A 22,160-nucleotide genomic window follows, 5' to 3' on the forward strand; every position below is an offset into this window, starting at 1 on the left:
ATCCCGCATCGACGGAGAAATCGTGTCCCCCAAAATACCTACAGACAATGTTTGCGCGACCGATCAGACTGAGGGAGACGCTTCGCGTTCGGCTGGTCTCTCTGTCCCAGGGTAGACAGACGCTGATCGGCCACCAGCGGATGGTTTTCGGGTAACTGTCCGCATGGCGAGGGGCAGGCGGATTCGCCGCCCCTCGCCCACTCTCAGCATCCTCGACTCCGGTCGCCCTCCCCCGACCGGGGCCGAGGACGAGCGCGCGAGGCCGGCGTCGACGTCAGTCCGCCATCCGGTCCCGCGTGATCTCGTGCCAGAGATCGACCGAGTCGTCGTCCCCCGACGCGCGGGTGCCCGCACGGCCGACCACCGTGACCGCGATGCCGCCGTCCCGCGCGGACCGGATGATCAGACGTCCGCTCTCGGCACGCGTGAGCACGCCCGCGAGCTCATCCCGGATCTCGCCCCGACGCGCCTCGTCGATGCCGTCGAAGCCGCCCTCGTCGAACACGGTGACGACGGCGCCTCGTCGGCGTGCGGCGTCGATCGCGTTGCGCACCGCGTCGTTGAGCAGATCCGCACCGCGCAGTTCGTCGCGGAGCCGACCCTCTGCTAGACGGGCCTCCAGACGCTCCTGATCGTCGAGAGCACCGCGTGAGGCCACGACCCGGCTCAGCACCGGACCGGCCACGGCCAGCGCGAACTGGGTGCGCAGACGCCGTTCCCGCTGACGCACCCGCTGCGTGGCGTGCCAGGCGGACACCGCCTGCTGGATCTCGGCGAGACGCTCGGTGTCGCGGACGGCACGGTCCCAGAACATCACCAGGAGTCGCGCGACGGCGACCCACATGATCGAACCGACCAGGCCGAGGTTGAGCGCCACCCCGAACCCCAGGAAAGCCGCGGACGCCCCCACGAGCACGGCGAGCACCAGCCAGCCGAACAGGGACCGACGCCGGACCACGCACACCACGCCGAGCAGCCCGAGACCGCCGATGTACCAGGTCGCGAACGGAGCGGTGCGATCGGCGGGTTCGAGGGAGAGCGTGACCAGGACCGGGACGAGGATGCTCGCGAGCAGTGCGAGGACGGCCGACCAGAGCGGCATCCGCACGGACGACGAGTCGCCGAGGATGGCGAGATTGATCACGACGAGGTACGTCGCGATCGCGAGGACCATCAGCAGCGGAGCGGTCGGCTGCTCGATCCACCAGACGCCGCGCGCGACGAAGTACAGCGCGAATCCCACCGCGAGGGAGGTGGCGACACTGCGGACCGTGCGGTTCACGAGCGCTCCCATCCCAGCGTGACGGTGGTGCCGTGCTCGTCGGAACGGATGTCGGCCGTGCCGGCGACGCCCGCCATGCGCGCGAAGATCGACGCGCGGATGCCGAGGCGATCCGCCCCGATCGCCTCGATGTCGAAGCCGGGCCCGGTGTCAGACACGGTCACGCCGATGCCCTCGTCACCGTGCCCCTCGGCGATGATGTGCAGCCCGCGCCCGTTGGCGTGGGTCACGGCGTTGCCGATCGCCTGTCGTGCGGCGAGCACCAGCGCCCGGGCCGCGCGTCCGGGGATGAGTCCGATGCCCCCGCGCTCCTCCACGATGGCGTCCGCGCCGAGCTCCGACAGCGATCGGCGCAGCTCGACCACGATCTGCGCGGTCCCGACCGGCTCGTCGCTGCCCTCCTGGGCGACCGCGGCCTCGGTGTTCGCGAGACGGGTGAGCGCCTCGCGCGCCATCGCGACGGCGAGCTCCTTCGCCCGGTCGCCCTCGGCACGCTCGGCGGCGATCAGCGCCGCGAGCACGCTGTCGTGCATCAGCGCCGACATGGCCACCCGCTCCTCCTCGGCCGCGGCGGCCGCGGCCGCGGTCGAGTACGACGAGACCGCCTGCCCCCTGGCCTCGTCCACTCCGGCGGCGACGGAGCGGAACATCCAGCCGAGGGAGATGATGACGACGCCGAGGATGAGGGTGAACGACACGTCGAAAGCCGTGGTCACCCAGAACTCGCGGGAGAACTCCCCCTGCACGAGGCGCACGTAGCCGTAGACGAACGGCATCCCGGCCGCCCAGGCGAACTGGAGCCGCAGCGGGAACGCGAGCATCGCCGCGACGACGCCCACGTTGACCAGGAAGAAGATCCAGGGCTGCTCGCCGGCCGCCTTGTCGGCGGGATCGGCGACGATCGGCCAGGCCGCGAGCGCCAGCACGTAGACCACGGCGAAGAGACCGGAGAACGTGCGCACGCCGCGCCCGATCAGACACGCCACCAGCATGGCCGCGAGCGGGACGAACACCACGACGAGCATCACGATGTGCACGGCGTCGGCGCGAGAGAGCGAGTTCAGCGCCGCGATGAGCGCCTGTGCGCCGAGGACCGCGGATCCGATCGCGACGACGATGGCGAGGATGCGCTCCATGCGCTTGCCGGTGAAGCGCTCGAACTCGGTCTCCGTGCTGCCGGGAGAAGGGATCTTGCTCCAGGCGTCGCGGATGCTGAGCGGGTCAGAGGGCACTCGGCGCCCCGTCGGCCGCGACGATCCCGTCCTCCATGGCTCGGCGCAGGAGGTCGACCTTGGTCGGGGCGGGGCGTCCGACGTCGACGTACTTGACGCGGATGCGGGTGATGTTCTCCTTGGCCGTGGAGTAGGCGACGCCGAGCCGCTCGGCGACGGCCTTCAGGGGCAGGCCCGTGGCGTACAGCCGGAGCACCTCGCGCTCACGGGTGGACAGCTGCGCGTCGGCGAAGGCGCGGTCGCCGTCGACGGCACTCGCCCATTCGACGTTGTTGAGCGCCTCTCCCTGCGCGACGGTCCGGATCGCGTCCAGCACGTCGTCGAGGGCGGACGACTTGCTGACGACTCCGGCGGCACCGGCCGACAGCGCCTCGCGGACGGCCGCGGGACGGTCGGCGACGCTGTGGATGACGACGCTCGCGCCATCCGTCACCAGGGACGTCACGTTCTCCGTCACGGTGGTGCCGTCGCCCAGCGTGAGGTCGAGGACCACCACGTCGGCCGGCGGCTCGGCGGATGCCGCACGCCACTCGAGGTACGAGACGACGGTGCTCCCGGAGAACACGACCGTCTGCGAGTCGCGCGCGCACGCGGCCTCGAGGCCGAGGCGAACGGACTCGTGATCGTCGATGAGTGCGACCCTGCTCATCCGTCCAGCCTAGTGAGTCCCCTCTACGACACGCGGCCGGCTCATCGGGTGAGCAGTGCGACCACCTCGAAATGATGCGAGTGCGGGAAGAGGTCGAATCCACGGAGCCGGTCCACGTTCCAGCCCAGCGTCCGGAAGGTGCCGAGGTCGCGCGCGAGTGCCACCGGATCGCACGCGACGTACGCGATGACCTCGGGAGCGAGCGCGTGCACCGCCTCGACCACCTGGCGACCCGCACCGGCGCGCGGCGGGTCGAGGATCACGGCACCGGTGCGACCGGTGCTCTTCTGCGCGGCCAGGAACCGGTCCACGCGGGCGGTCACCGCCGTCACCTCGAGCGGAGCGAGGTTCGCGGCGGCGTGCTGGGTGGCGCGGGCGCTCGACTCCACCGTCACGATGTCGGTGCCGCCGAGGTCGGCGAGGGTCGCGGCGAAGAGCCCGACGCCGCCGTAGAGGTCGTAGTGCGTCTTCTCGTCGTCGACGTGTCCGTCGAGGATGCCGTACACCGCGGCGTCCAGCACGGAGGCCGCACGCGGGTGCACCTGCCAGAATCCGGTGGCGTCCACCTCGAAGCGGCGGTCGTTGACCACCTCGTGGATGACCTCGGGCGTCGGGCGACGGCGGAAGCCGCGGGCGACCCGGGCCGGGCGCTCCGTCTCCTCGCGCCGGATGACGCGCACGTCGCCGTCGGCGGGCTCCACGAGCTCGATCCGACCGGGCGCCTCTCCGTGCAGGGCGAGCGCGGCCTCGGCGATCGCGGGTCGGGCGAGCGGATACGAGGTCACCGGGACGACACGGTGACTGCGGGCCGCGAACGGCCCGACGACACCCGCGTCGTCGACGTGCAGCGTGACGCGGGTGCGCCATCCGCTGCCGTCTCCGGACTCGACGGGCTCGATCTCCGGCGCGACGAGACCCGTGCCCGCGAACCGGTCGAGCGCCTCGGCCAGCACCTGGCGCTTGAGCACCCGCTGGTGGTCGAGCGCGATGTGCCCGAGGTCGGCACCACCCGGGCGCTCGGCGGGATCGCGCGACACATCGGCCTCGGGCCACAGGTGCGGTCGCCGGTGCTCCGAGGCGTCCAGCACCTCGATCGTCTCGGCTCGCCAGAAGCTGCGCGTCGACGCGTCCGCCCCCTCCTGCGGGGCGATCACCCGGGCGCGCACGCGCTCACCGGGGATCGCATCGGAGACGAAGACCACGCGTCCCTCGTGGCGGGCGATGAACGTGCCCCCGTGTGCGATGCCGGTGATGTCGAGCTCGAGCACGTCGGCTGGGGAGGAAGTCATCCTTCGAGGATACGGTGGTGGACATGCGCGTCTGCCTCGCCTCCACCTCCCCCGCTCGACTGATGCTGCTCCGGCAGGCCGGGATCGAGCCGCTGACGCTGTCGCCCGACGTGGACGAGGACGCGGTCGCCGCGGCCGCCGAGGCGGAGCGGGGTGCACCGCTCGCCCCCGCCGAGCTGGTGCTGCTGCTCGCCCGGGCGAAGGCCGCGGCCGTCGCACAGCAGCTGGCCGACGCCGGCGAGTTCGACGGACTCGTCATCGGCGGAGACTCGATGTTCGCGCTCGGCGGGCGGGTCTACGGCAAGCCCTACACGCCGGAGGAGGCCACGCGGCGCTGGCAGGAGATGCGAGGCGCCACCGGCATCCTGCACTCCGGGCACTCCGTGTATCGGGTCGCGCCCGGCGAAGAGCCCGTCGAGGCGACCGCCGTCGCGGAGGCCGCCGTCACCTTCGCCGCGGACGTGTCCGACGACGAGATCGCCGCCTACGTCGCCTCCGGGGAGCCGCTGCACGTGGCGGGGGCCTTCACCGTCGACAGCCTGGGCGGCGCCTTCATCACCCGCGTCGACGGCGATCCCTCGACGGTCGTCGGGATGTCGCTGTCGACCGTGCGGCGCCTGGCGGCGGAGCTCGGCGTCCGCTGGACGGATCTGTGGTCGTAGACTCCCCTCCACGTTTTCGCCTCTTTCTTGTGGGGAGTCGTCAAAGGGATCGGGTCCCTTCTCGCTAGGCTGGCAAGCATGCCTGCTATCGCCAAGGTGCTCATCGCCAACCGCGGCGAGATCGCCGTCCGCATCATCCGCGCCGCCCGTGACTCCGGAATCGCCTCGGTCGCGGTCTACGCCGACCAGGACCGCGACGCCCTGCACTCGCGTCTCGCCGACGAGGCGTACGCGCTCGGCGGCTCGACCAGCGCCGAGACGTACCTGCAGATCGAGAAGATCCTGTCGGTCGCCCGTCGCGCCGGTGCCGACGCCGTGCACCCCGGATACGGCTTCCTCGCGGAGAACGCCGAGTTCGCCCGCGCCGTCATCGACGCGGGGATGATCTGGATCGGCCCGTCGCCCGAGGCGATCGAGGCCCTCGGCGACAAGGTGACCGCGCGTCACGTGGCAGAGAAGGTCGGCGCCCCGCTCGCTCCCGGAACGCCCGGCCCGGTCTCCGGAGCGGACGAGGTCATCGCCTTCGCGCAGGAGTACGGCCTGCCCATCGCCATCAAGGCGGCCTACGGCGGCGGCGGTCGCGGCCTCAAGGTCGCCCGTGAGCTCGACGAGGTCGCCGAGCTCTTCGAGTCCGCCACGCGCGAGGCGGTCACCGCCTTCGGCCGCGGCGAGTGCTTCGTCGAGAAGTACCTCGACAAGCCGCGTCACGTCGAGACCCAGTGCCTGGCGGACGCCGAGGGCAACGTCGTGGTGATCTCCACCCGCGACTGCTCGCTGCAGCGCCGCCACCAGAAGCTCGTCGAGGAGGCGCCGGCGCCCTTCCTCACGGAGGAGCAGAACGACCAGCTGTACTCGGCGTCCAAGGCCATCCTCAAGGAGGTCGGCTACGTCGGCGCGGGCACCTGCGAGTTCCTGATCGGCGCCGACGGCACGGTCTCGTTCCTCGAGGTGAACACCCGTCTCCAGGTCGAGCACCCGGTCTCCGAAGAGGTCACCGGCATCGACCTGGTGCGCGAGCAGTTCCGCATCGCCGCGGGCGGCACCATCGACTACGACGACCCGAAGCCGCAGGGGCACTCGATCGAGTTCCGCATCAACGGCGAGGACCCCGGCCGCGGCTTCCTCCCCCAGCCCGGACCCATCCACGTCTTCAAGACCTTCGGCGGCCCCGGCATCCGCCTCGACTCCGGCGTGACCGCCGGTGACGCGGTCTCCGGCGCGTTCGACTCGCTACTCGCGAAGATCATCGTGACCGGCAAGGACCGTGCCGAGGCCCTGGAGCGCTCGCGCCGCGCGCTCGACGAGTTCGAGGTCGCCGGTCTCCCCACCGTCATCCCGTTCCACCGCAAGGTCGTCCGCGACCCCGCATTCACGGCCGAGAACGGTGAGTTCGGCATCTTCACGCGCTGGATCGAGACGGAGTTCGTCAACGACATCCCCGCGTGGGACGGCGAGCTCGAAGCACCGTCGTCCGCCGACTCGCGCCACACCGTCGTCGTCGAGGTCTCCGGCAAGCGCCTCGAGGTGAGCCTGCCCGACCGGGTCGCGGTCGCCGCCGGCACCGCCGGTCGCCCCGCCGCCGTGCCGCCGTCGCGTCGCAGCCACGCCACCACCGCCAACGCCGGCGCCTCCGGCGATGCGGTGAAGTCGCCCATGCAGGCGACCGTCGTCAAGATCGCGGTCGAGGACGGACAGCAGGTCGTCAAGGGCGACCTCGTCGTCGTGCTCGAGGCCATGAAGATGGAGCAGCCGCTGCAGGCGCACAAGGACGGCGTGATCGGCAACATCAACGCGAGCGCCGGAGCCACCGTGTCGGCCGGGCACCAGCTGCTCACCATCAGCTGACACTCCCCGCACACGCGAAAGGCGCCCCACCGTGGTGGGGCGCCTTTCGCATCTCTCCTGAGGTCAGGAGATGTTCACGAGGTGCATCGCGCGACTCGCGTCGGTGATGCTGCTCGACAGCGACGGGTAGGCCGCGAACACGCGCGAGACCTGGTCGACCGTGAGCCGGCGCTCGACCGCGACCGCGATCGGGTAGATCAGCTCCGAGGCCTTCGGCGCCACGATCACGCCGCCGATGACGGTGCCCGAGCCCTTGCGCGCGATGAGCTTGACGAAGCCGTCCTTGATGCCCATCATCTTCGCCCGCGGGTTCGCCGCCAGCGGGAGCTTGTAGACGAGACCGTCGGCCACGCCGTCCTCGACATCCTTCTCGCCGTAGCCGACCGTCGCGATCTCGGGGGCGGTGAAGATGTTGGAGGTGATCTTGATGAGCTCCAGCGGGATCACGATGTCGCCGAGCGCGTGGAACACCGCGGTGCGCCCCTGCATGGAGGCGACGGATGCCAGCGGGAAGAAGTTCGTGCAGTCGCCGACCGCGTAGATGTTCGGCACCGCGGTGCGTGCGACGCGGTTCACGCGCACGTGACCCGAGTCGTCCAGCTCGACGCCGGCCTCCTCGAGGCCGATCCCCGCGGTGTTCGGGATCGAGCCGACCGCCATCAGGCAGTGGCTGCCGTCGACCGTACGCCCGTCGGAGAGCGTGACGGTCACGCCGTCCTTCGTGACCTCGACCTTGTCGGCGCGGGACTTCGAGAGCACCTGCATCCCGCCGCGCTTGAACACCTTCTCCAGGACGCCGGCGGCATCCTTGTCCTCGCCCGGCAGCACCTGCTCGCGGCTGGAGATGAGCGTGACCTTCGCTCCGAGGTTCATGTAGGCGGAGGCGAACTCGGCGCCGGTGACCCCGGAGCCGACCACGATGAGGTGCTCGGGGAGCGCCTTCATGTCGTAGAGCTGCGTCCAGGTCAGGATGCGCTTGCCGTCGGGCTTGGCGGAGTCGAGCTCGCGCGGCGAGGCGCCGACGGCCACGATGATCGTGTCGGCCTCGACCCGGTCGAAGTCCGTGCCCCCCTGGCCCGTGGACACGACGATCGCGGTCGGACCCTCGAGCCGCCCGTGTCCGGAGAGGATGCGCACCCCGGCCTCGAGGAGCGTCGCCCGCATGTCCTCGGACTGCTGCCCGGCGAGCGCCAGGAGACGCTTGTTGACGGCGGCGAGGTTGATCGCGATCTCGGGCTTGAGCGGTTTGCCGTTCTCCCCCTTGGCGTAGAAGTTCACCCCGAGGTCGCTCGCCTCGGAGATCGCGACCGCGGCATCGGCGGTGGCGATCAGGCTCTTGGAGGGCACCACGTCGGTGAGGACGGCGGATCCGCCGACTCCCACCCGCTCGACCAGGGTGACCTCGGCCCCGAGCTGAGCGGCCGCGAGGGCCGCCTCGTAACCGCCGGGACCGCCGCCGAGGACGGCGACGCGCTGAGTGCGCTCGAAAGTGGTGGAAGACATGGAATCCATTCTTCCCCAATCCTGGCCCCCGAGCCTGCACCTTCCTAGAGTGGATCCATGCCCGAAACGCACAGCAACCCCCTCGACGACCCGACCGCGAACCCGTTCGAGGTCGCCGCGCAGGCCGCCGCCGACATCGCACGTCTGACCGGAGTCGAGAAGCACGACATCGCCCTCACCCTCGGCAGCGGCTGGGGCAAGGCGGCCGACATCATCGGCGAGACCGTCGCGACCGTCCCCGCCACCGAGGTGACCGGCTTCTCCAAGCCCGCTCTCGAGGGCCACGTCGGCACGCTCCGCAGCATCCGCACCCCCGACGGCAAGAACGTCCTCGTCATCGGCGCGCGCACCCACTACTACGAGGACCACGGCGTGCGTCGCGTCGTGCACAGCGTCCGCACCGCCGCGGCCACGGGCGCCAAGATCATGGTGCTCACCAACGGTGCCGGCGGCATCCGCGAGACTTGGAAGCCCGGCCAGCCGGTCCTGATCAGCGACCACATCAACCTCACCGCCGACTCCCCGCTCGAGGGCGCGACCTTCATCGACCTCACCGACCTGTACGCGAAGCGCCTGCGCGACATCGCCCGCAGCATCGACCCCTCGCTCGACGAGGGCGTCTACACGCAGTTCCGCGGCCCGCACTACGAGACCCCGGCCGAGGTCCAGATGGCCAAGCACATCGGCGGTCACATCGTCGGCATGTCGACCGCGCTCGAGGCGATCGCCGCCCGTGAGGCGGGCATGGAGATCCTCGGCTTCTCGCTGATCACGAACCTCGCCGCCGGCATCCAGCAGACCCCGCTCAGCCACGCCGAGGTGATCGAAGCCGGACGGGAGGCCGAGCCGGTGATCTCCGCGCTCCTGGCCCGGGTGGTCGAGGCGCTGTGAGCGAGGAGCGGCTCGCGCAGGCACGCGCCTGGCTGCGACAGGACCCGGATCACGAGACCCGCGATGAGCTGGCCGGCCTGATCACCCGCGCGGCCGCCGGGGAGGATGCCGCGGTCGCCGAACTCGACGACCGCTTCCGCACGCGTCTCGCCTTCGGCACCGCCGGACTCCGCGGCGAGCTCGGTGCCGGCAGCAACCGGATGAACCGCGTGCTCGTCGCCCAGGCCGCCGCGGGCTTCGCCGCCTACCTGCGCGAGAAGGCGCACGGCGGGACGCCCACGGTCGTGATCGGCTACGACGGACGCCGCAACTCGCGGGTGTTCGCGACGGACTCCGCCGAGCTCTTCGCCGGCGCCGGTCTGCGCGCGATCCTGCTGCCCCGACTGCTGCCCACCCCCGTCCTCGCGTTCGCCGTGCGCCACCTCGGCGCCGACGCGGGCGTGATGGTGACCGCGAGTCACAACCCACCCAACGACAACGGCTACAAGGTCTATCTGGGCGGTGCCGACCAGGGCTCGCAGATCGTCGCTCCGGCGGACGCCGAGATCGCGGCGCACATCCAGCGCACGGCCGATGCCGGATCGGTCGCGACGCTGCCCCGCTCCACGGACTACGAGACCGCGGGTGAGGACGTCGTCGAGGCGTACATCGCCGCGACCGCCGCCGTCGCTCCCGCCCCCGCCGGGACCTCGGGCATGCGATGGGTCTACACGGCCATGCACGGCGTGGGCTGGGAGACGCTCTCGCGCATCGTCCGGGATGCCGGCTACCCGCAGCCGTTCGTCGTCGACGAGCAGCTCACCCCGGATGCCACCTTCCGCACGGTGTCGTTCCCGAACCCGGAGGAGCCGGGGGCGATGGATCTCTCCTTCGCCAAGGCCCGCCGGGTGAAGGCCGACTTCATCCTGGCCAACGACCCCGATGCGGACCGCCTGGCCGTCGCCGTCCCGGACGCATCCGCGCCGGAGGGCTGGCGCCGCCTGACCGGCAACGAGGTCGGACTCCTGCTCGGAGCGCGGGCCGCCCGCGCGGCTGCCGGAACCCCCGGCGCCTCGCTCGCGTGCTCGCTCGTGTCCTCCCCCGGCCTGGGCGCCGTGGCGGCCCATCACGGGCTGGACTTCCACGAGACCCTCACCGGCTTCAAGTGGATCTCGCGTGCTCCCGGGATCGTCTTCGGCTTCGAGGAGGCCCTCGGCTACCTCGTCAACCCGGAGACCGTCCGCGACAAGGACGGCGTCTCGGCCGCCGTCGCGATCCTCGGCCTCGCCGCCGAGGCCCGCGACCGCGGAGCGACGCTCGTGGACCTGCTCGACGAACTGGGCGAGACGTACGGGCACTTCGCCAGCGGCCAGGTATCGGTGCGCGTCGAAGACCTCTCGGTCATCGGCAACGTCATGCTCGCGCTGCGCTCGCTGCCGCCGACGCACATCGCGGGGCGCTCGATCGCCTCGGCGGAGGATCTGCTGCAGGCGGCACCGGGACAGCCGTCCGGCGACGTGCTCCGGTACCGGCTCGGCGACGGCTCCCGCGTGATCGTGCGCCCGAGCGGCACCGAGCCGAAGCTCAAGGTGTACATCGACGCACGGGCCGAATCCGCCGCAGACGCCCGGACCGCCGTGGCGGAGCTCGAGGCCGGGGTGCGTGCCCTGCTCGACGAGCGCTCCTGATCATGCCGGTCCGTCGCGTCGTCGTCAGCGCGCACAACGGCGCCCATGCCCGCCCGGTGGCGGAGCTGGTGCGCCTGGCGCAGTCGCACGGGTCCCCGGTGACCCTGCGCACGGTCGACGGCACGACGGTCGATCTGAGCAGCGTGCTGGCGGTGATGGACCTCGGGATCGCCTCCGGCGACGCGGTGGTGCTCGAGACGGCGGCCTCCGACACGTCGGAGGCCGTCCTCGACCAGCTCGCCGAGGTGCTCGACCCGCGCGAGTGAGGTCGGCGGTCAGCCGTCGATCACGGCGACCAGCTCGTCGAGGAACGCCTCGAAGGTCGTTCCCCTGCGGACGATCCGCTGCACGCTGTCGCGCTCGCTGAACACCTCGACGAGCTGCTCGAAGACAGTCTGGAACGCCGCGCGGTCGCTCTCGCTGAACGCGGCGAGGGCGACGACCTGCACGCGCCCGCCGCCCCACGCGGCCGACCCGTCGGCCACGCCGATCGCGATCGCGGTGCGGGTGGCCGTCATCTGGAGGGCGTGCGGCACCGCGAGGGCGTCGGTGAACGCCGTCGACGACATCTGCTCGCGCACGATGGTGTTGTCGATGTAGTCCTCGCCGATCAGGCCCGCCTGCACCAGGAGCCCTCCGAGACGGCGGATGATCGCCTCCTCCCCCTCGTCCGGGAGCGGGAAGACGTACGCGTCCGCCAGGAAGTAGCGCGCCAGCTCGCCGCGGAGACGGGTGAGCCGGCGTCCCCGGCGGACGCGCGCCGCCGCCTGCTGGATCCGGTCGACGTCGGCGTCGGTGAGGAACGGCTGGATGCGCACGAACCGGTCGCCCGCACCGCCCGGCTCGATCGTGCTCAGCACGAGATCGGTGTCGAAGGACGCCCAGTCGGGGTCGACGTTCGTGACGACGGTCGTGACCTCGATGGCCGACCCCAGGGAGCGGTCGACGCTGGAGCGGAGCAGTTCGTGCAGCTCGTGGTAGCCGGGGCAGACGATCGTGGCGGTGAGGATCGACTCGGCCTTGCGGCTGCGCTCCAGGCGCCCGCCCACGTGCATGGCGATGTAGGCGATCTCGTCGTCGTGGATGGGCGTGCCCACCCGATCGTGCAGACCGCTCGCGATCGAGACGGCCACCTCGAAGATCATCGGGTAGGTCGTCTTGAGCGAGCGGGTGAGCGGATTGCGCGTCAGCGCGCTCTCCTCCGCCCGGCGCAGCAGGTTCTGCACGTGCAGCGCGAGCCGGAGCACGAACGTCTCGTCGACGAGATCGACCTGGAAGTCCTCGGCGGCACGGGCGATCTCCGCGCGCACCGCCGCCTCGACCGCCGGGTCCACGCCGCTGCGCGCGACCTCGCGGGTGGCGGCCTCGCCGGGCGCGACGATGCGGGTCAGCACCAAGGAGGCGAGGTGCCCGCTGTCACCGTCGCCGAGGACGACCGAGAAGTGCTCCTTGGCCAGGTGCGCGATGACCGCCCCCACGCGCGGGATCTCCTCGCGGGCGCCGGCAGGCGAGGAGTCGAGCGCGTGTCCGGCCGCGACCCGCTCCGCCGCGATGGCGATATGGAGCAGCACGTCCGCGATCGCCAGTTCGTTGACGTAGTAGCCGAGTTCGCCGAGCTCCCGCACCAGCGCCGACTTGAACGGACCGACCGCGCTGGCGGCGACGGCGGAGCCGGAGAGCGCGCGGCGGAAGGTCTCCGGGTGGAAGGAGGCGACGTCCATCTCATCGTGCGCCAGACGGCTGAGCAGGCGCCGCTGCGCCGCCTCGTTGCCGTGCAGGCGCACGTTCTCCCGGTCGCGCTCGAGCGCGAGATCGGTGCCGTCGAGCAGCCCCCGCACCCGCACCAGGTCGGCTTCCACCGTCGCCTCGCTGACGTGCAGCTCATCGGCGGTGTCGAAGACATCGATCCCGGCCGGCTCGTCCAGCAGCAGCCGCACGAGAGCGTGCAGGCGATCGCGGGGCGCCGACTCCCCCGACTGACGCATGCGGAGCGCGCCGCGGGCACCGGGTCCCGCGCGGTATCCGGCCGGTCCGGACTCGATCACCGCGGCCCCCGGTGTGCGCGCGTTCAGGGCGGCCACGTAGGAGCGGATGCTGCGAGGAGTGACTCCCAGCAGGTCGGCGAGGCTCGACGCCGTCGCCCACCCCTCCTGGCGCAGCAGGGTCGAGAGGAGCTGGTCCTGGCGCTGGCGCGACATGATCCCTCCGACTTCCCCGCGTGCTGACCGCGCTGTCTCGACGTGCTCTCCATCATGTCAGCATGCCGCGATGCTCAGGCGGAAAGCACCGTTCCGCGGGGGCGGAAAGGAACGTGTTGGCGGACGAGGTCCCTCCGTTCACAGACTGTTCTCAGGAAGGTGGCATCGATGAGGATCCTCGTGGTGTGCGGCGCCGGTGCGTCGAGCACGTTCGTCGCGCAACGACTCCGCCGTGCGGCGGCAGCGGCCGGTCTCGACTGGGACGCGGCGGCCGGCATGGAGGCCTCCCTCTCCGACTCCGATCACGACCTCGTCCTCGTCGGCCCCCACCTGAGCGACCGCCTGGACGCCATCCGCAGCAGCGCGGGCGCGCCCGTCGCGGTGCTGCCGGACGACGTCTTCGCCGACCGTGACGGATCCCGCACGCTCGACTTCGCCCGATCGATCCTCGCCGCCGCCGGCGACACCCCGAAAGGAACATCATGACCGCCACCCGCACCGTCCGGATCGGCTCCTCGCACGGATTGCACGCCCGCCCCGCGAAGCTGTTCGCGCAGGCGGCGAAGGACTCCGGCATCGCCGTCACGATCGCCAAGGACTCGGGCAAGCCGGTCAACGCGGCCAGCATCCTCGGCGTCATCGCGCTCGCGATCGAGTACGGCGACTACGTGACTCTCACGGCGGACGGCGACGGCGCGGAGAACGTGCTGGACACGCTCACCGAGCTGCTCACCACCGACCACGATCAGGACGCCGCCGGATGAGCGAGCTGCGCGGGGTGGGGATCGGTCTCGGTGTCGCACAGGGGCCGATCGTCCGCATGGCCGAGGCGATGCCCGCGCCGGAGAACACCCCGAGCACGGCAGGCGCCGAAGCCGAGCGCACCCGCGTGCGCTCGGCCGTCGAGATCGTCGCACGCGAACTCAACGAGCGCGGCGCAGCGGCGGGCGGATCGGCGCAGGAGGTGCTCGAGGCGCAGGCCATGATCGCCGAGGACCCGACCCTGCAGGACGAGGTCGACACCCGGATCGACGCCGGCGCGACCGCCGAATGGGCCGTGCACGATGCGTTCGCCGGCTTCCGGGCCACGCTCGAAGCCGTCGGCGGCTACCTCGGCGAGCGCGCCGCCGACCTCGACGACATCGCTCAGCGGGTGCTCGCGCACCTCCGCGGGGTCGACGCACCCGGCGTCCCCGATCCCGGGCATCCCTTCGTCCTGGTGGCGCGGGACCTCGCTCCCGCCGACACCGCCCTGCTCGATCTGGATCAGGTCCTCGCGCTCATCACGACCGACGGCGGGCCCACCTCGCACACCGCGATCCTCGCCAGGGAGAAGGGGATCGTCGCGATCGTCGGGGTCACCGACGGCGGCGCGCTCGCCACCGGCGAGACCGTGATCGTCGACGCTGCCGCGGGCGTGGTCACGCGCGAGCCGACCGACGACGAGAAGGCCCGCGCCACCGAGCGCGCGGCCGCCCGCCGGTCGGCGGACAGCGCTCCCCTGACTCCCGGCGCCCTCGCCGACGGCACGCCTGTCGCGCTGCTCGCGAATCTGGGAAAGCCTGCAGACGCCGCCGATGCGGTCGCTCGGGGGGCCGAGGGCGTCGGGCTGTTCCGCACCGAGTTCCTGTTCCTCTCCTCGGCCCAGGCGCCGACGATCGCCCAGCAGCGCGAGTCCTACCGGGAGCTGCTGGCCGCCTTCCCGGGCAAGAAGGTCGTGGTGCGGCTGCTGGACGCCGGTGCCGACAAGCCGCTGGCGTTCCTCAACGACGCGCACGAGGAGAACCCGGCGCTCGGACTCCGCGGCCTCCGTGCCCTGCGGGCCAGCGAGGACATCCTGCGCGAGCAGCTCACCGCGCTCGCGGAGGCGGATGCCGAGACCGGGGCCGATCTCTGGGTGATGGCGCCGATGGTGGCCACGGTCGAGGAGACCGTGTACTTCACGACCCTCGCCCGGGAGTACGGGCTGAAGACGGCGGGCGTGATGGTGGAGATCCCCGCGAGCGCCCTGCTCGCCGACCGGGTGCTCGCGCACGCGGACTTCGCCTCGATCGGCACCAACGACCTCACCCAGTACACGATGGCGGCCGACCGCATGCTCGGCTCCGTCGCCGGGTTCCAGGACCCCTGGCACCCCGCCGTCCTCCGCCTGGTGCGCGAGGTCGGCGATGCCGGCGCACGTCTGGACAAGCCGGTCGGCATCTGCGGCGAGGCCGCGGCCGATCCGCTGCTCGCGGTCGTGCTCGTCGGCCTCGGAGCGACGAGCCTCTCGATGGCGCCCTCGGCCCTGGCCGATGTGCGGCACACCCTCTCCGCACACACCCTGGACGGTGCCCGACGTCTCGCCGAGGTCGCCCTCGCCGCAGACGGCGCGGCATCCGCCCGCACCGCCGTGGCGGCACTCGCCGCGGACCTCCCCCCTCACAAGAAAGAGACGACATCATGACGACGACGTCACCTGCCGCCACGAAACCCGGCGGTCTCCGCGTGGGCGTGCAGCGATTCGGCACGTTCCTCTCCGGCATGGTCATGCCGAACATCGCAGCCTTCATCGCCTGGGGCTTCATCACGATGCTGTTCATCGCGGTCGGCTGGCTGGGATGGTGGCATCCGGTCGCCGACCTCCTCGGCGGCTTCGGCAACGCCGACGTGGTCGGCTGGCAGGGAGCCATGACGGCCCTCGCCGAGGCCGAGGACGGCGGCACCTTCCCGCAGTACGTCGGTCTGGTCGGACCGATGGTCACCTACCTGCTGCCGCTGCTGATCGCCAACACCGGCGGACGCATGATCTACGGCGAGCGCGGCGGCGTGGTCGCCGTCATCGCCACGATGGGCGTGATCGTCGGCACCAACATCCCGATGTTCCTCGGCGCCATGATCATGGGCCCGCTCGCGGCCTGGATCACCAAGCAGATGGACAGGCTGTGGGACGGGAAGATCCGCCCCGGCTTCGAGATGCTGGTGAACAACTTCTCCGCCGGCATCCTCGGCATGCTGCTCGCGATCGTCGGGTTCTTCGTGTTCGGCCCGGTGATGCTCGCGGTGAGCACGTTCCTCGGCACGATCGTGGACTGGCTCGTGAGCTACCAGCTGCTGCCGCTGCTCTCGGTCATCGTCGAGCCGGCGAAGGTGCTGTTCCTCAACAACGCCATCAACCACGGTGTGTTCACTCCCCTGGGTCTCCAGCAGGTCGAGGAGGCCGGCAAGTCGATCCTGTTCCTCATCGAGGCGAACCCCGGCCCCGGAATCGGTCTGCTGCTCGCGTTCAGCTTCTTCGGCGTCGGTGCCGCGAAGGCGTCCGCGCCGGGCGCCGCGATCATCCAGTTCTTCGGCGGCATCCACGAGATCTACTTCCCGTACGCGCTGAGCAAGCCGATCACCATCCTCGCGCTCATCGCGGGTGGTGCCACGGGTGTCACGACGAACATGCTGCTCAACGGCGGCCTCGCCTTCCCCGCCGCCCCGGGAAGCATCATCGCGGTCACCGCCGCGGCGGTGGCACCGGCGGCGGGCGGGCTCGGCAACCTCCTCGTCGTGTACCTGTCGGTCGTGCTGGCCGCTGCCGTGACGTTCCTGCTGACGGCCGTGTTCCTGCGGGCCTCCCACAAGCGCGACCTCGAGGCCGAGGGTGACACGTTCGGCGCCGCGATCGCGCAGACCGAGGCCAACAAGGGCAAGTCCTCCGCCGCGATGGACGCGCTGCGCACGTCGACGGCGGGCGCCGCTCCGGAAGGCTCGGCACCGGCCACGACGGCCATCGCCACCACGCCGATCGAGCGCATCGTGTTCGCGTGCGATGCCGGCATGGGATCGTCCGCGATGGGCGCCAGCGTGCTGCGCAACAAGCTCAAGAAGGCGGGCATCGAGGACGTGAACGTCACCAACCAGGCGATCGCGAACCTCGACGGAACGGCCGACGTCGTGATCACGCAGCAGCAGCTCACCGAGCGCGCGACCTCGAAGTCGCCGAACTCGATCCACGTGTCCGTCGACAACTTCATGAACTCGCCCAAGTACGAAGAGGTCGTCGAGATGGTCCGAGCGCAGCGAAAGGAAACAGAATGAGCGTTCTCTCCCCCGAGCAGGTCCGCATCCACCCCGGAGGTGCGACGCGGGATGACGCCCTCCAGGAGGCGACGGACATCCTCGTCGCGGCGGGAGCGGTCACCCCCGCCTACGTCGACGCCATGCGTCAGCGCGAGGAGACGGTGTCGACCTTCATGGGCAACGGCCTGGCGATCCCGCACGGCACGAACGACGCGAAGGACACGATCCTCGCCTCGGCCCTCTCGGTCGTCCGCTACGACGGCGGCGTCGACTGGGCGGGGGAACCGGCCACGTTCGTGATCGGCATCGCCGGCGTCGGCGACGAGCACCTGGAGATCCTCTCCCGCATCGCCATCCTGTTCTCGGAGGAGGACGACGTGGCGCGGCTCGCGGCGGCGCAGACCCCGGAGGAGCTCTACGCCCTCCTGTCGGAGGTGAACGAAGGATGAAGGCGGTCCACTTCGGGGCGGGCAACATCGGACGGGGGTTCGTCGGCCTGCTGCTGCGCCAGGGCGGGTACGAGCTGGTGTTCTCCGATGTCGCGGATGCGCTGGTCGACGCGATCAACGCGGTCGACTCGTACACCGTGCACGAGGCCGGCCCCGGAGGGACCGATCACGTCGTCACCGGCTTCCGGGCGGTGAACAGCCGGACCGACCCTGCGGCGGTGGCGGAGGAGGTCGCGTCCGCGGACGTCGTCACCACCGCCGTCGGGCCGACGGTACTGCGGTTCGTCGCACCGTCGATCGTCGCCGGACTCGCGCTCCGCTCCCCCGACGCCGCGCCTCTCCAGGTGATGGCGTGCGAGAACGCGATCGGCGCCACCGATCAGCTGCGCCGCGAGATCGTCGCGGCGGCGGGAGCGGATGCCGAGCAGCTGCTCGCCCGCGCGGTCTTCGCCAACACCGCGGTCGACCGCATCGTGCCCGCGCAACCGGAGGGGGCGGGGGTCGACGTCACCGTCGAGCCCTACTTCGAATGGGCGATCGAGTCCGGCCCGTTCGGTGGCGCCCTGCCGAACATCCCCGGCGCGCACTTCGTCGACGACCTGGCGCCCTACATCGAGCGCAAGCTCTTCACGGTGAACACGGGGCATGCCGCGACCGCATACTTCGGGGCCCGGGCGGGCATCGAACGCATCTCGGACGCGCTGGCGGACCCGGGCATCGCGGCGAGCGTGTCCGCGGCGCTGGAGGAGACCTCGGCGGTGCTGGTCGCCGAGCACGGCCTGGACCCGGCGGACCTCGCGGTGTACCGCGCCACGATCCTGGACCGGTTCCGCAACCCCGCTCTCGTCGACACGGTGCAGCGGGTCGGCCGTCAGCCGCTGCGCAAGATCTCGCGGCACGAGCGCTTCATCGGCCCGGCCGCGATGGCGGCGGAGCGCGGACTGCCCACCGCGGCCCTCGTCGCGGCGGTCTCGGCAGCGCTCGAGTTCGACGACCCGGCCGACGAGCAGTCGGTCGAGCTGCAGGAGCTGCTCCGCGCGGAGGATCCGACCGCGTTCACGGCCCGGGCGACGGGGCTCGACCCCGAGCATCCGCTGTTCCCGCTGATCCGGGAGGCCGTCGCGGCTCGGCGACAGCACCTCGGGACCGCCTGATCCGGCACACGTCGACGCCCCCGCTCACCCGATACGATCGGTGGGCGGGGGCGTTTTTCGAGCACAGCGACGTGCGGGGAGCAGTATGAGCAGATACGCCGTGATCGGCGCGGGTCCGTCCGGGTTGGCTGCGGCGCGTGCGCTGCACAAGCGCGGGATCGTCGTCGACGGCTACGAGGCCTCGCACGGAGTGGGCGGGCTCTGGGACATCACCAATCCGCGCAGCACCATGTACGAGTCGGCGCACCTGATCTCGTCGCGCACGACGACCGAGTTCGCCGAGTTCCCGATGAGGTCGCGGGTCGACTATCCCGGACACCGGGTGCTGCGGGAGTACTTCGCGGAGTACGCCGCCCGCTTCGGACTGACCGCGCTGTTCCGGTTCGACACGAGGGTCACGCGCCTCGAGCCGCGGGACGGCGGCTGGGATCTCACCGGCGTCGGCCCCGAAGGCGAGGAGACCCGCTGGTACGCCGGCGTCGTCCTCGCGAACGGGACGCTCGCGGAGCCGAACGTGCCGACGTTCCGGGGCTCGTTCACCGGCGAGCTCCTGCACACCAGCGCCTACAAGTCCCCCGAGCAGCTCCGTGGCAGGCGCGTGCTGCTGATCGGCGCCGGCAACTCCGGCTGCGACATCGCGGTGGACGCCGTGCACCATGCCGTCTCGGTCGACATGAGCGTGCGCCGCGGGTACTACTTCGTGCCCCGCTACCTGTTCGGCAAGCCCAGCGACACCCTGAACCAGGGCCGTCCGCTCCCGGCGCGGATCAAGCAGGCGGTCGACAGCCGGGTGCTGCGGGCGTTCACCGGCGACCCCGTGCGGTTCGGCTTCCCGAAGCCCGACTACCGCATCTACGAATCGCACCCGATCGTGAACACCCTGATCCTGAACCACCTCGGACAGGGCGATCTGCGCATCCGCCCCGACATCGACCGCTTCGACGGATCGACCGTGCACTTCCGCGACGGCAGCGCCGACGACTACGACCTCGTGCTCCTCGCCACCGGCTACACCCTTGACTACCCGTTCGTCGACCGGGAGCACCTGCACTGGCAGGGCGCCTCTCCCCGGCTGTTCCTGAACGTGTTCCCCGCATCGTTCAACGGCCTCTACGTGATGGGCATGATCGAGGCGTCCGGCATCGGCTGGCAGGGGCGGTACGAGCAGGCGGAGCTCCTCGCGGCGTATCTGGACGCCGCAGAGAACGACGCGTCCCGCGCCGCGCGCTTCCGCGACCGTGTGACGGGGACGGCCTGGCCCGACGTGACCGGCGGCTACCACTACCTCGGCCTGGACCGGATGGCGTACTACGTGAACAAAGACGCGTACCGCGGCGCGGTGCGGCGCGAGAAGAGCGCGCTGGAGGCGTCGGCATGAACGTCGACGACGTCGTCCTCTCGTTCACGCCCGGCACCCTGACGATCCTCAACGTGGTGCTCGGGCTGATCATGTTCGGCATCGCTCTGGACACCTCGCCGAGCGACTTCCGGGTCGTGGCGAAGCATCCGAAGCCGTTCGCCATCGCGATCCTCGCGCAGCTGCTCCTGCTGCCGATCGCGACGTTCCTGCTGACCCTGGTGCTGCCGGTCCCGCCGTCGATGGCGCTGGGGATGCTGCTGGTCGCCTGCTGCCCGCCGGGCAACATCTCGCAGGTGCTCACCCATCGCGCGGGCGGCAACGTCGCCCTGTCCGTCTCGCTCACCGCGGTGGGAAACCTCATCTACATCTTCGCGATGCCGCTCAGCATCACGTTCTGGGGCTCGCTGCACCCGACCGCGCGCACGCTGCTGCGCGATGTCGCCGTCGACCCGTGGCGGATGCTGCTCGAGATCCTGCTCATCGTCGGCCTGCCGTTCGCGCTCGGGCTCCTGCTGCGCGCGAAGGCCCCGGGTTTCAGCGCCCGCGTGCAGCCGTTCGTGAAATGGTTCAGCCTCCTCGCGCTGCTCGGGTTCATCATCGCCGCCCTGGTCGGCAACTGGGCGGTGTTCGTGCAGGTCCTCGGCATCATCCTCCTGGTGGTCGCGGTGCACGACGCGGTCGCCCTCGCCCTCGGCTACGGCACGGCCGTCGTCGGCGGCCTCGGCACCCGGGAGCGCAAGGCCATGACCTTCGAGGTGGGCATCCGCAACGCCGGGCTCGGGCTCGGTCTGGTGTTCCTGTTCTTCGACGGGCTGGGCGGGATGGCCGTCGTCGCCGGATGGTGGGGCATCTGGGACATCATCGCCGGGCTCGTCCTCGCCGGACTCTGGGCACGGCACACCCGGAGGCGCACAGGATCGTCGACCGGCGACGCCAGCGGCCGCACCACGGTCGAGGCCGCGTGATGCCGCGGATCCTGATCACGGGCGGCGCCGGCTTCCTCGGCTCGCACGTGGCGCGGGCGCTGGCCGCCCGCACCGACGTCGAGCTCGTGGTCGCGGCCGACCTCCGCGCCGAGACGTCCGGCGACGGCGTGACCGGCGCGCTCCTCGACGTGACGGATGCCGCGGCGATCGCGCCCCTGCTCCGGCAGCACCGCATCGACACGGTGGTGCACCTCGCGGCGATCGTGAATCCGGGCCGCGACGTCGCACAGGAGTACCGCGTCGACGTGACCGGCACGGCGAACGTGCTGGCCGCGTGCGTCGACGCGGGTGTCCGCCGGATCGTGGTCTCCAGCTCCGGCGCCGCCTACGGGTACCACGCCGACAACCCGGACTGGGTCGACGAGACGCAGCCTCTGCGCGGCAACGACGCGTTCCCGTACTCCCGCCACAAGCGCCTGGTCGAGGAGATGCTCGCCGAACACCGCGTCGCGCATCCGGAGCTCGAGCAGGTGATCTTCCGCATCGGCACGATCCTCGGCCCGACCGTGCGCAACCAGATCACCGCGCTCTGGGACGGGAGGCGGATCCTCCGCATCGCCGGCTCCGCGTCCCCCTTCGTCTTCATCTGGGTCGACGACGTCGCGGCGGCGATGGTGCGTGCCGCGACCGAAGGCCCTCCCGGCATCTACAACGTCGCCGGTGACGGGCGCATGACCGTTCCGGAGATCGCCGCGCGTCTGGGCAAGCCGCAGCTCGTCCTCCCGGCGTGGGCGCTGTCGACCGCGCTGCGCATCGGACGGTCGCTGCGCCTGACGCCGCACGGGCCGGAGAAGGTCCCGTTCCTCCGGTACCGCCCGGTGCTCGCGAATCGGCGTCTGAAGGAGGAGTTCGGATGGACGCCGCGTCGCACGACGCACGAGGCGTTCGAGGAGTACCTGCGCACACATCCCGGCGTCGTCCGCGAGGACCGCATCACCGAGTAGCG

Annotated in this window: 20 protein-coding genes; 14 read left to right on the top strand and 6 right to left on the bottom strand. The window is 71.2% G+C overall.

Annotation, left to right across the window (positions count from 1 at the left end; translation table 11 throughout):
• Positions 1-274 precede the first annotated feature (274 nt).
• The 4 genes from AC07VM_RS00380 to AC07VM_RS00395 are packed head-to-tail and all read right to left on the bottom strand — an operon-like array spanning position 275 to position 4,452.
• Positions 275-1,282, bottom strand: a complete 1,008-nt coding sequence (locus tag AC07VM_RS00380; protein WP_267415227.1) for a hypothetical protein — start codon at positions 1,280-1,282, stop codon at positions 275-277.
• The gene (locus tag AC07VM_RS00385) at positions 1,279-2,514 is read right to left on the bottom strand and encodes a sensor histidine kinase (protein ID WP_494909552.1); all 1,236 of its coding nucleotides are present in this window, start codon (positions 2,512-2,514) and stop codon (positions 1,279-1,281) included. Before AC07VM_RS00385 ends, AC07VM_RS00380 begins: the two co-directional genes overlap by 4 nt.
• The gene (locus tag AC07VM_RS00390; RefSeq protein ID WP_267415229.1) at positions 2,504-3,163 is read right to left on the bottom strand and encodes a response regulator transcription factor; all 660 of its coding nucleotides are present in this window, start codon (positions 3,161-3,163) and stop codon (positions 2,504-2,506) included. Before AC07VM_RS00390 ends, AC07VM_RS00385 begins: the two co-directional genes overlap by 11 nt.
• 41 nt (positions 3,164-3,204) lie before the next feature.
• Complete coding sequence (locus AC07VM_RS00395; RefSeq protein WP_494909553.1) at positions 3,205-4,452, bottom strand: class I SAM-dependent RNA methyltransferase; 1,248 nt, start codon at positions 4,450-4,452, stop codon at positions 3,205-3,207.
• Positions 4,453-4,475: 23 nt separating this feature from the next.
• Between AC07VM_RS00395 and AC07VM_RS00400 the strand changes: the two genes are divergently transcribed.
• Both AC07VM_RS00400 and AC07VM_RS00405 read left to right on the top strand, forming a co-directional pair.
• Positions 4,476-5,114, top strand: coding sequence for a Maf family protein (locus AC07VM_RS00400; RefSeq protein WP_267418577.1), 639 nt, complete (start codon positions 4,476-4,478; stop codon positions 5,112-5,114).
• Between the two features lie 78 nt (positions 5,115-5,192).
• Positions 5,193-6,959, top strand: coding sequence for an acetyl/propionyl/methylcrotonyl-CoA carboxylase subunit alpha (locus tag AC07VM_RS00405; RefSeq protein WP_267415232.1), 1,767 nt, complete (start codon positions 5,193-5,195; stop codon positions 6,957-6,959).
• Positions 6,960-7,022: 63 nt separating this feature from the next.
• Here the strand turns inward: AC07VM_RS00405 and AC07VM_RS00410 are convergent, their stop codons facing one another.
• Positions 7,023-8,471 carry an NAD(P)H-quinone dehydrogenase gene (locus AC07VM_RS00410; RefSeq protein WP_267415233.1) on the bottom strand — a complete coding sequence of 483 codons (1,449 nt, stop codon included), beginning with the start codon at positions 8,469-8,471 and terminating at the stop codon, positions 7,023-7,025.
• Between the two features lie 48 nt (positions 8,472-8,519).
• On the opposite strand from AC07VM_RS00410, the gene AC07VM_RS00415 reads away from it, so the two are divergent.
• Genes AC07VM_RS00415 through AC07VM_RS00425 form a run of 3 tightly spaced genes read left to right on the top strand, consistent with a single transcriptional unit; the run spans position 8,520 to position 11,286 of the window.
• Positions 8,520-9,353: a purine-nucleoside phosphorylase gene (locus AC07VM_RS00415; protein ID WP_267415234.1), complete on the top strand. Its 834-nt coding sequence runs from the start codon at positions 8,520-8,522 to the stop codon at positions 9,351-9,353.
• Positions 9,350-11,020 carry a phospho-sugar mutase gene (locus AC07VM_RS00420; protein WP_494909554.1) on the top strand — a complete coding sequence of 557 codons (1,671 nt, stop codon included), beginning with the start codon at positions 9,350-9,352 and terminating at the stop codon, positions 11,018-11,020. Before AC07VM_RS00415 ends, AC07VM_RS00420 begins: the two co-directional genes overlap by 4 nt.
• A gap of 2 nt (positions 11,021-11,022) precedes the next feature.
• Positions 11,023-11,286, top strand: coding sequence for an HPr family phosphocarrier protein (locus AC07VM_RS00425; protein WP_267415236.1), 264 nt, complete (start codon positions 11,023-11,025; stop codon positions 11,284-11,286).
• Positions 11,287-11,295: 9 nt separating this feature from the next.
• Here AC07VM_RS00425 and AC07VM_RS00430 read toward each other — a convergent pair whose 3' ends face one another.
• A complete protein-coding gene (locus AC07VM_RS00430) occupies positions 11,296-13,218 on the bottom strand; it encodes a BglG family transcription antiterminator (protein ID WP_494909555.1) in 1,923 nt (640 codons plus the stop codon).
• Positions 13,219-13,386: 168 nt separating this feature from the next.
• On the opposite strand from AC07VM_RS00430, the gene AC07VM_RS00435 reads away from it, so the two are divergent.
• The 9 genes from AC07VM_RS00435 (at position 13,387) to AC07VM_RS00475 (ending at position 22,158) form a co-directional block, all read left to right on the top strand.
• The gene (locus tag AC07VM_RS00435; protein ID WP_494909556.1) at positions 13,387-13,704 is read left to right on the top strand and encodes a PTS sugar transporter subunit IIB; all 318 of its coding nucleotides are present in this window, start codon (positions 13,387-13,389) and stop codon (positions 13,702-13,704) included.
• The gene (locus tag AC07VM_RS00440) at positions 13,701-13,982 is read left to right on the top strand and encodes an HPr family phosphocarrier protein (protein WP_267415239.1); all 282 of its coding nucleotides are present in this window, start codon (positions 13,701-13,703) and stop codon (positions 13,980-13,982) included. Before AC07VM_RS00435 ends, AC07VM_RS00440 begins: the two co-directional genes overlap by 4 nt.
• Complete coding sequence (gene ptsP / locus AC07VM_RS00445) at positions 13,979-15,664, top strand: phosphoenolpyruvate--protein phosphotransferase (protein ID WP_494909557.1); 1,686 nt, start codon at positions 13,979-13,981, stop codon at positions 15,662-15,664. Before AC07VM_RS00440 ends, ptsP begins: the two co-directional genes overlap by 4 nt.
• Entirely contained in the window at positions 15,661-17,283 is a 1,623-nt protein-coding gene (locus AC07VM_RS00450; protein ID WP_494909558.1) for a PTS mannitol transporter subunit IIBC, read from the top strand. The genes ptsP and AC07VM_RS00450 overlap by 4 nt, the downstream gene beginning before the upstream one ends.
• Positions 17,280-17,714, top strand: a complete 435-nt coding sequence (locus tag AC07VM_RS00455) for a PTS mannitol transporter subunit IIA (RefSeq protein ID WP_267415243.1) — start codon at positions 17,280-17,282, stop codon at positions 17,712-17,714. The genes AC07VM_RS00450 and AC07VM_RS00455 overlap by 4 nt, the downstream gene beginning before the upstream one ends.
• Positions 17,711-18,868, top strand: coding sequence for a mannitol-1-phosphate 5-dehydrogenase (locus AC07VM_RS00460; RefSeq protein WP_494909559.1), 1,158 nt, complete (start codon positions 17,711-17,713; stop codon positions 18,866-18,868). Before AC07VM_RS00455 ends, AC07VM_RS00460 begins: the two co-directional genes overlap by 4 nt.
• A gap of 85 nt (positions 18,869-18,953) precedes the next feature.
• Entirely contained in the window at positions 18,954-20,246 is a 1,293-nt protein-coding gene (locus AC07VM_RS00465) for a flavin-containing monooxygenase (RefSeq protein WP_494909560.1), read from the top strand.
• Positions 20,243-21,193, top strand: a complete 951-nt coding sequence (locus AC07VM_RS00470) for a bile acid:sodium symporter family protein (protein ID WP_494909561.1) — start codon at positions 20,243-20,245, stop codon at positions 21,191-21,193. Before AC07VM_RS00465 ends, AC07VM_RS00470 begins: the two co-directional genes overlap by 4 nt.
• Positions 21,193-22,158 carry an SDR family oxidoreductase gene (locus AC07VM_RS00475; RefSeq protein ID WP_494909562.1) on the top strand — a complete coding sequence of 322 codons (966 nt, stop codon included), beginning with the start codon at positions 21,193-21,195 and terminating at the stop codon, positions 22,156-22,158. The genes AC07VM_RS00470 and AC07VM_RS00475 overlap by 1 nt, the downstream gene beginning before the upstream one ends.
• The last annotated feature ends 2 nt before the right edge of the window (positions 22,159-22,160 follow it).

The organism is Microbacterium sp. GW821-FHT01D02 (genome assembly GCF_059422585.1).

Bases quoted from the DNA above. Each gene is read 5' to 3' on its own strand.
- AC07VM_RS00390 (WP_267415229.1), bottom strand. From the start codon at position 3,163: ATGAGCAGGGTCGCACTCATCGACGATCACGAGTCCGTTCGCCTCGGC.
- AC07VM_RS00395 (WP_494909553.1), bottom strand. From the start codon at position 4,452: ATGACTTCCTCCCCAGCCGACGTGCTCGAGCTCGACATCACCGGCATC.
- AC07VM_RS00400 (WP_267418577.1), top strand. From the start codon at position 4,476: ATGCGCGTCTGCCTCGCCTCCACCTCCCCCGCTCGACTGATGCTGCTC.
- AC07VM_RS00405 (WP_267415232.1), top strand. From the start codon at position 5,193: ATGCCTGCTATCGCCAAGGTGCTCATCGCCAACCGCGGCGAGATCGCC.
- AC07VM_RS00410 (WP_267415233.1), bottom strand. From the start codon at position 8,471: ATGGATTCCATGTCTTCCACCACTTTCGAGCGCACTCAGCGCGTCGCC.
- AC07VM_RS00415 (WP_267415234.1), top strand. From the start codon at position 8,520: ATGCCCGAAACGCACAGCAACCCCCTCGACGACCCGACCGCGAACCCG.
- AC07VM_RS00425 (WP_267415236.1), top strand. From the start codon at position 11,023: ATGCCGGTCCGTCGCGTCGTCGTCAGCGCGCACAACGGCGCCCATGCC.
- AC07VM_RS00430 (WP_494909555.1), bottom strand. From the start codon at position 13,218: ATGTCGCGCCAGCGCCAGGACCAGCTCCTCTCGACCCTGCTGCGCCAG.
- AC07VM_RS00435 (WP_494909556.1), top strand. From the start codon at position 13,387: ATGAGGATCCTCGTGGTGTGCGGCGCCGGTGCGTCGAGCACGTTCGTC.
- AC07VM_RS00440 (WP_267415239.1), top strand. From the start codon at position 13,701: ATGACCGCCACCCGCACCGTCCGGATCGGCTCCTCGCACGGATTGCAC.
- ptsP (WP_494909557.1), top strand. From the start codon at position 13,979: ATGAGCGAGCTGCGCGGGGTGGGGATCGGTCTCGGTGTCGCACAGGGG.
- AC07VM_RS00450 (WP_494909558.1), top strand. From the start codon at position 15,661: ATGACGACGACGTCACCTGCCGCCACGAAACCCGGCGGTCTCCGCGTG.
- AC07VM_RS00455 (WP_267415243.1), top strand. From the start codon at position 17,280: ATGAGCGTTCTCTCCCCCGAGCAGGTCCGCATCCACCCCGGAGGTGCG.
- AC07VM_RS00460 (WP_494909559.1), top strand. From the start codon at position 17,711: ATGAAGGCGGTCCACTTCGGGGCGGGCAACATCGGACGGGGGTTCGTC.
- AC07VM_RS00465 (WP_494909560.1), top strand. From the start codon at position 18,954: ATGAGCAGATACGCCGTGATCGGCGCGGGTCCGTCCGGGTTGGCTGCG.
- AC07VM_RS00470 (WP_494909561.1), top strand. From the start codon at position 20,243: ATGAACGTCGACGACGTCGTCCTCTCGTTCACGCCCGGCACCCTGACG.
- AC07VM_RS00475 (WP_494909562.1), top strand. From the start codon at position 21,193: ATGCCGCGGATCCTGATCACGGGCGGCGCCGGCTTCCTCGGCTCGCAC.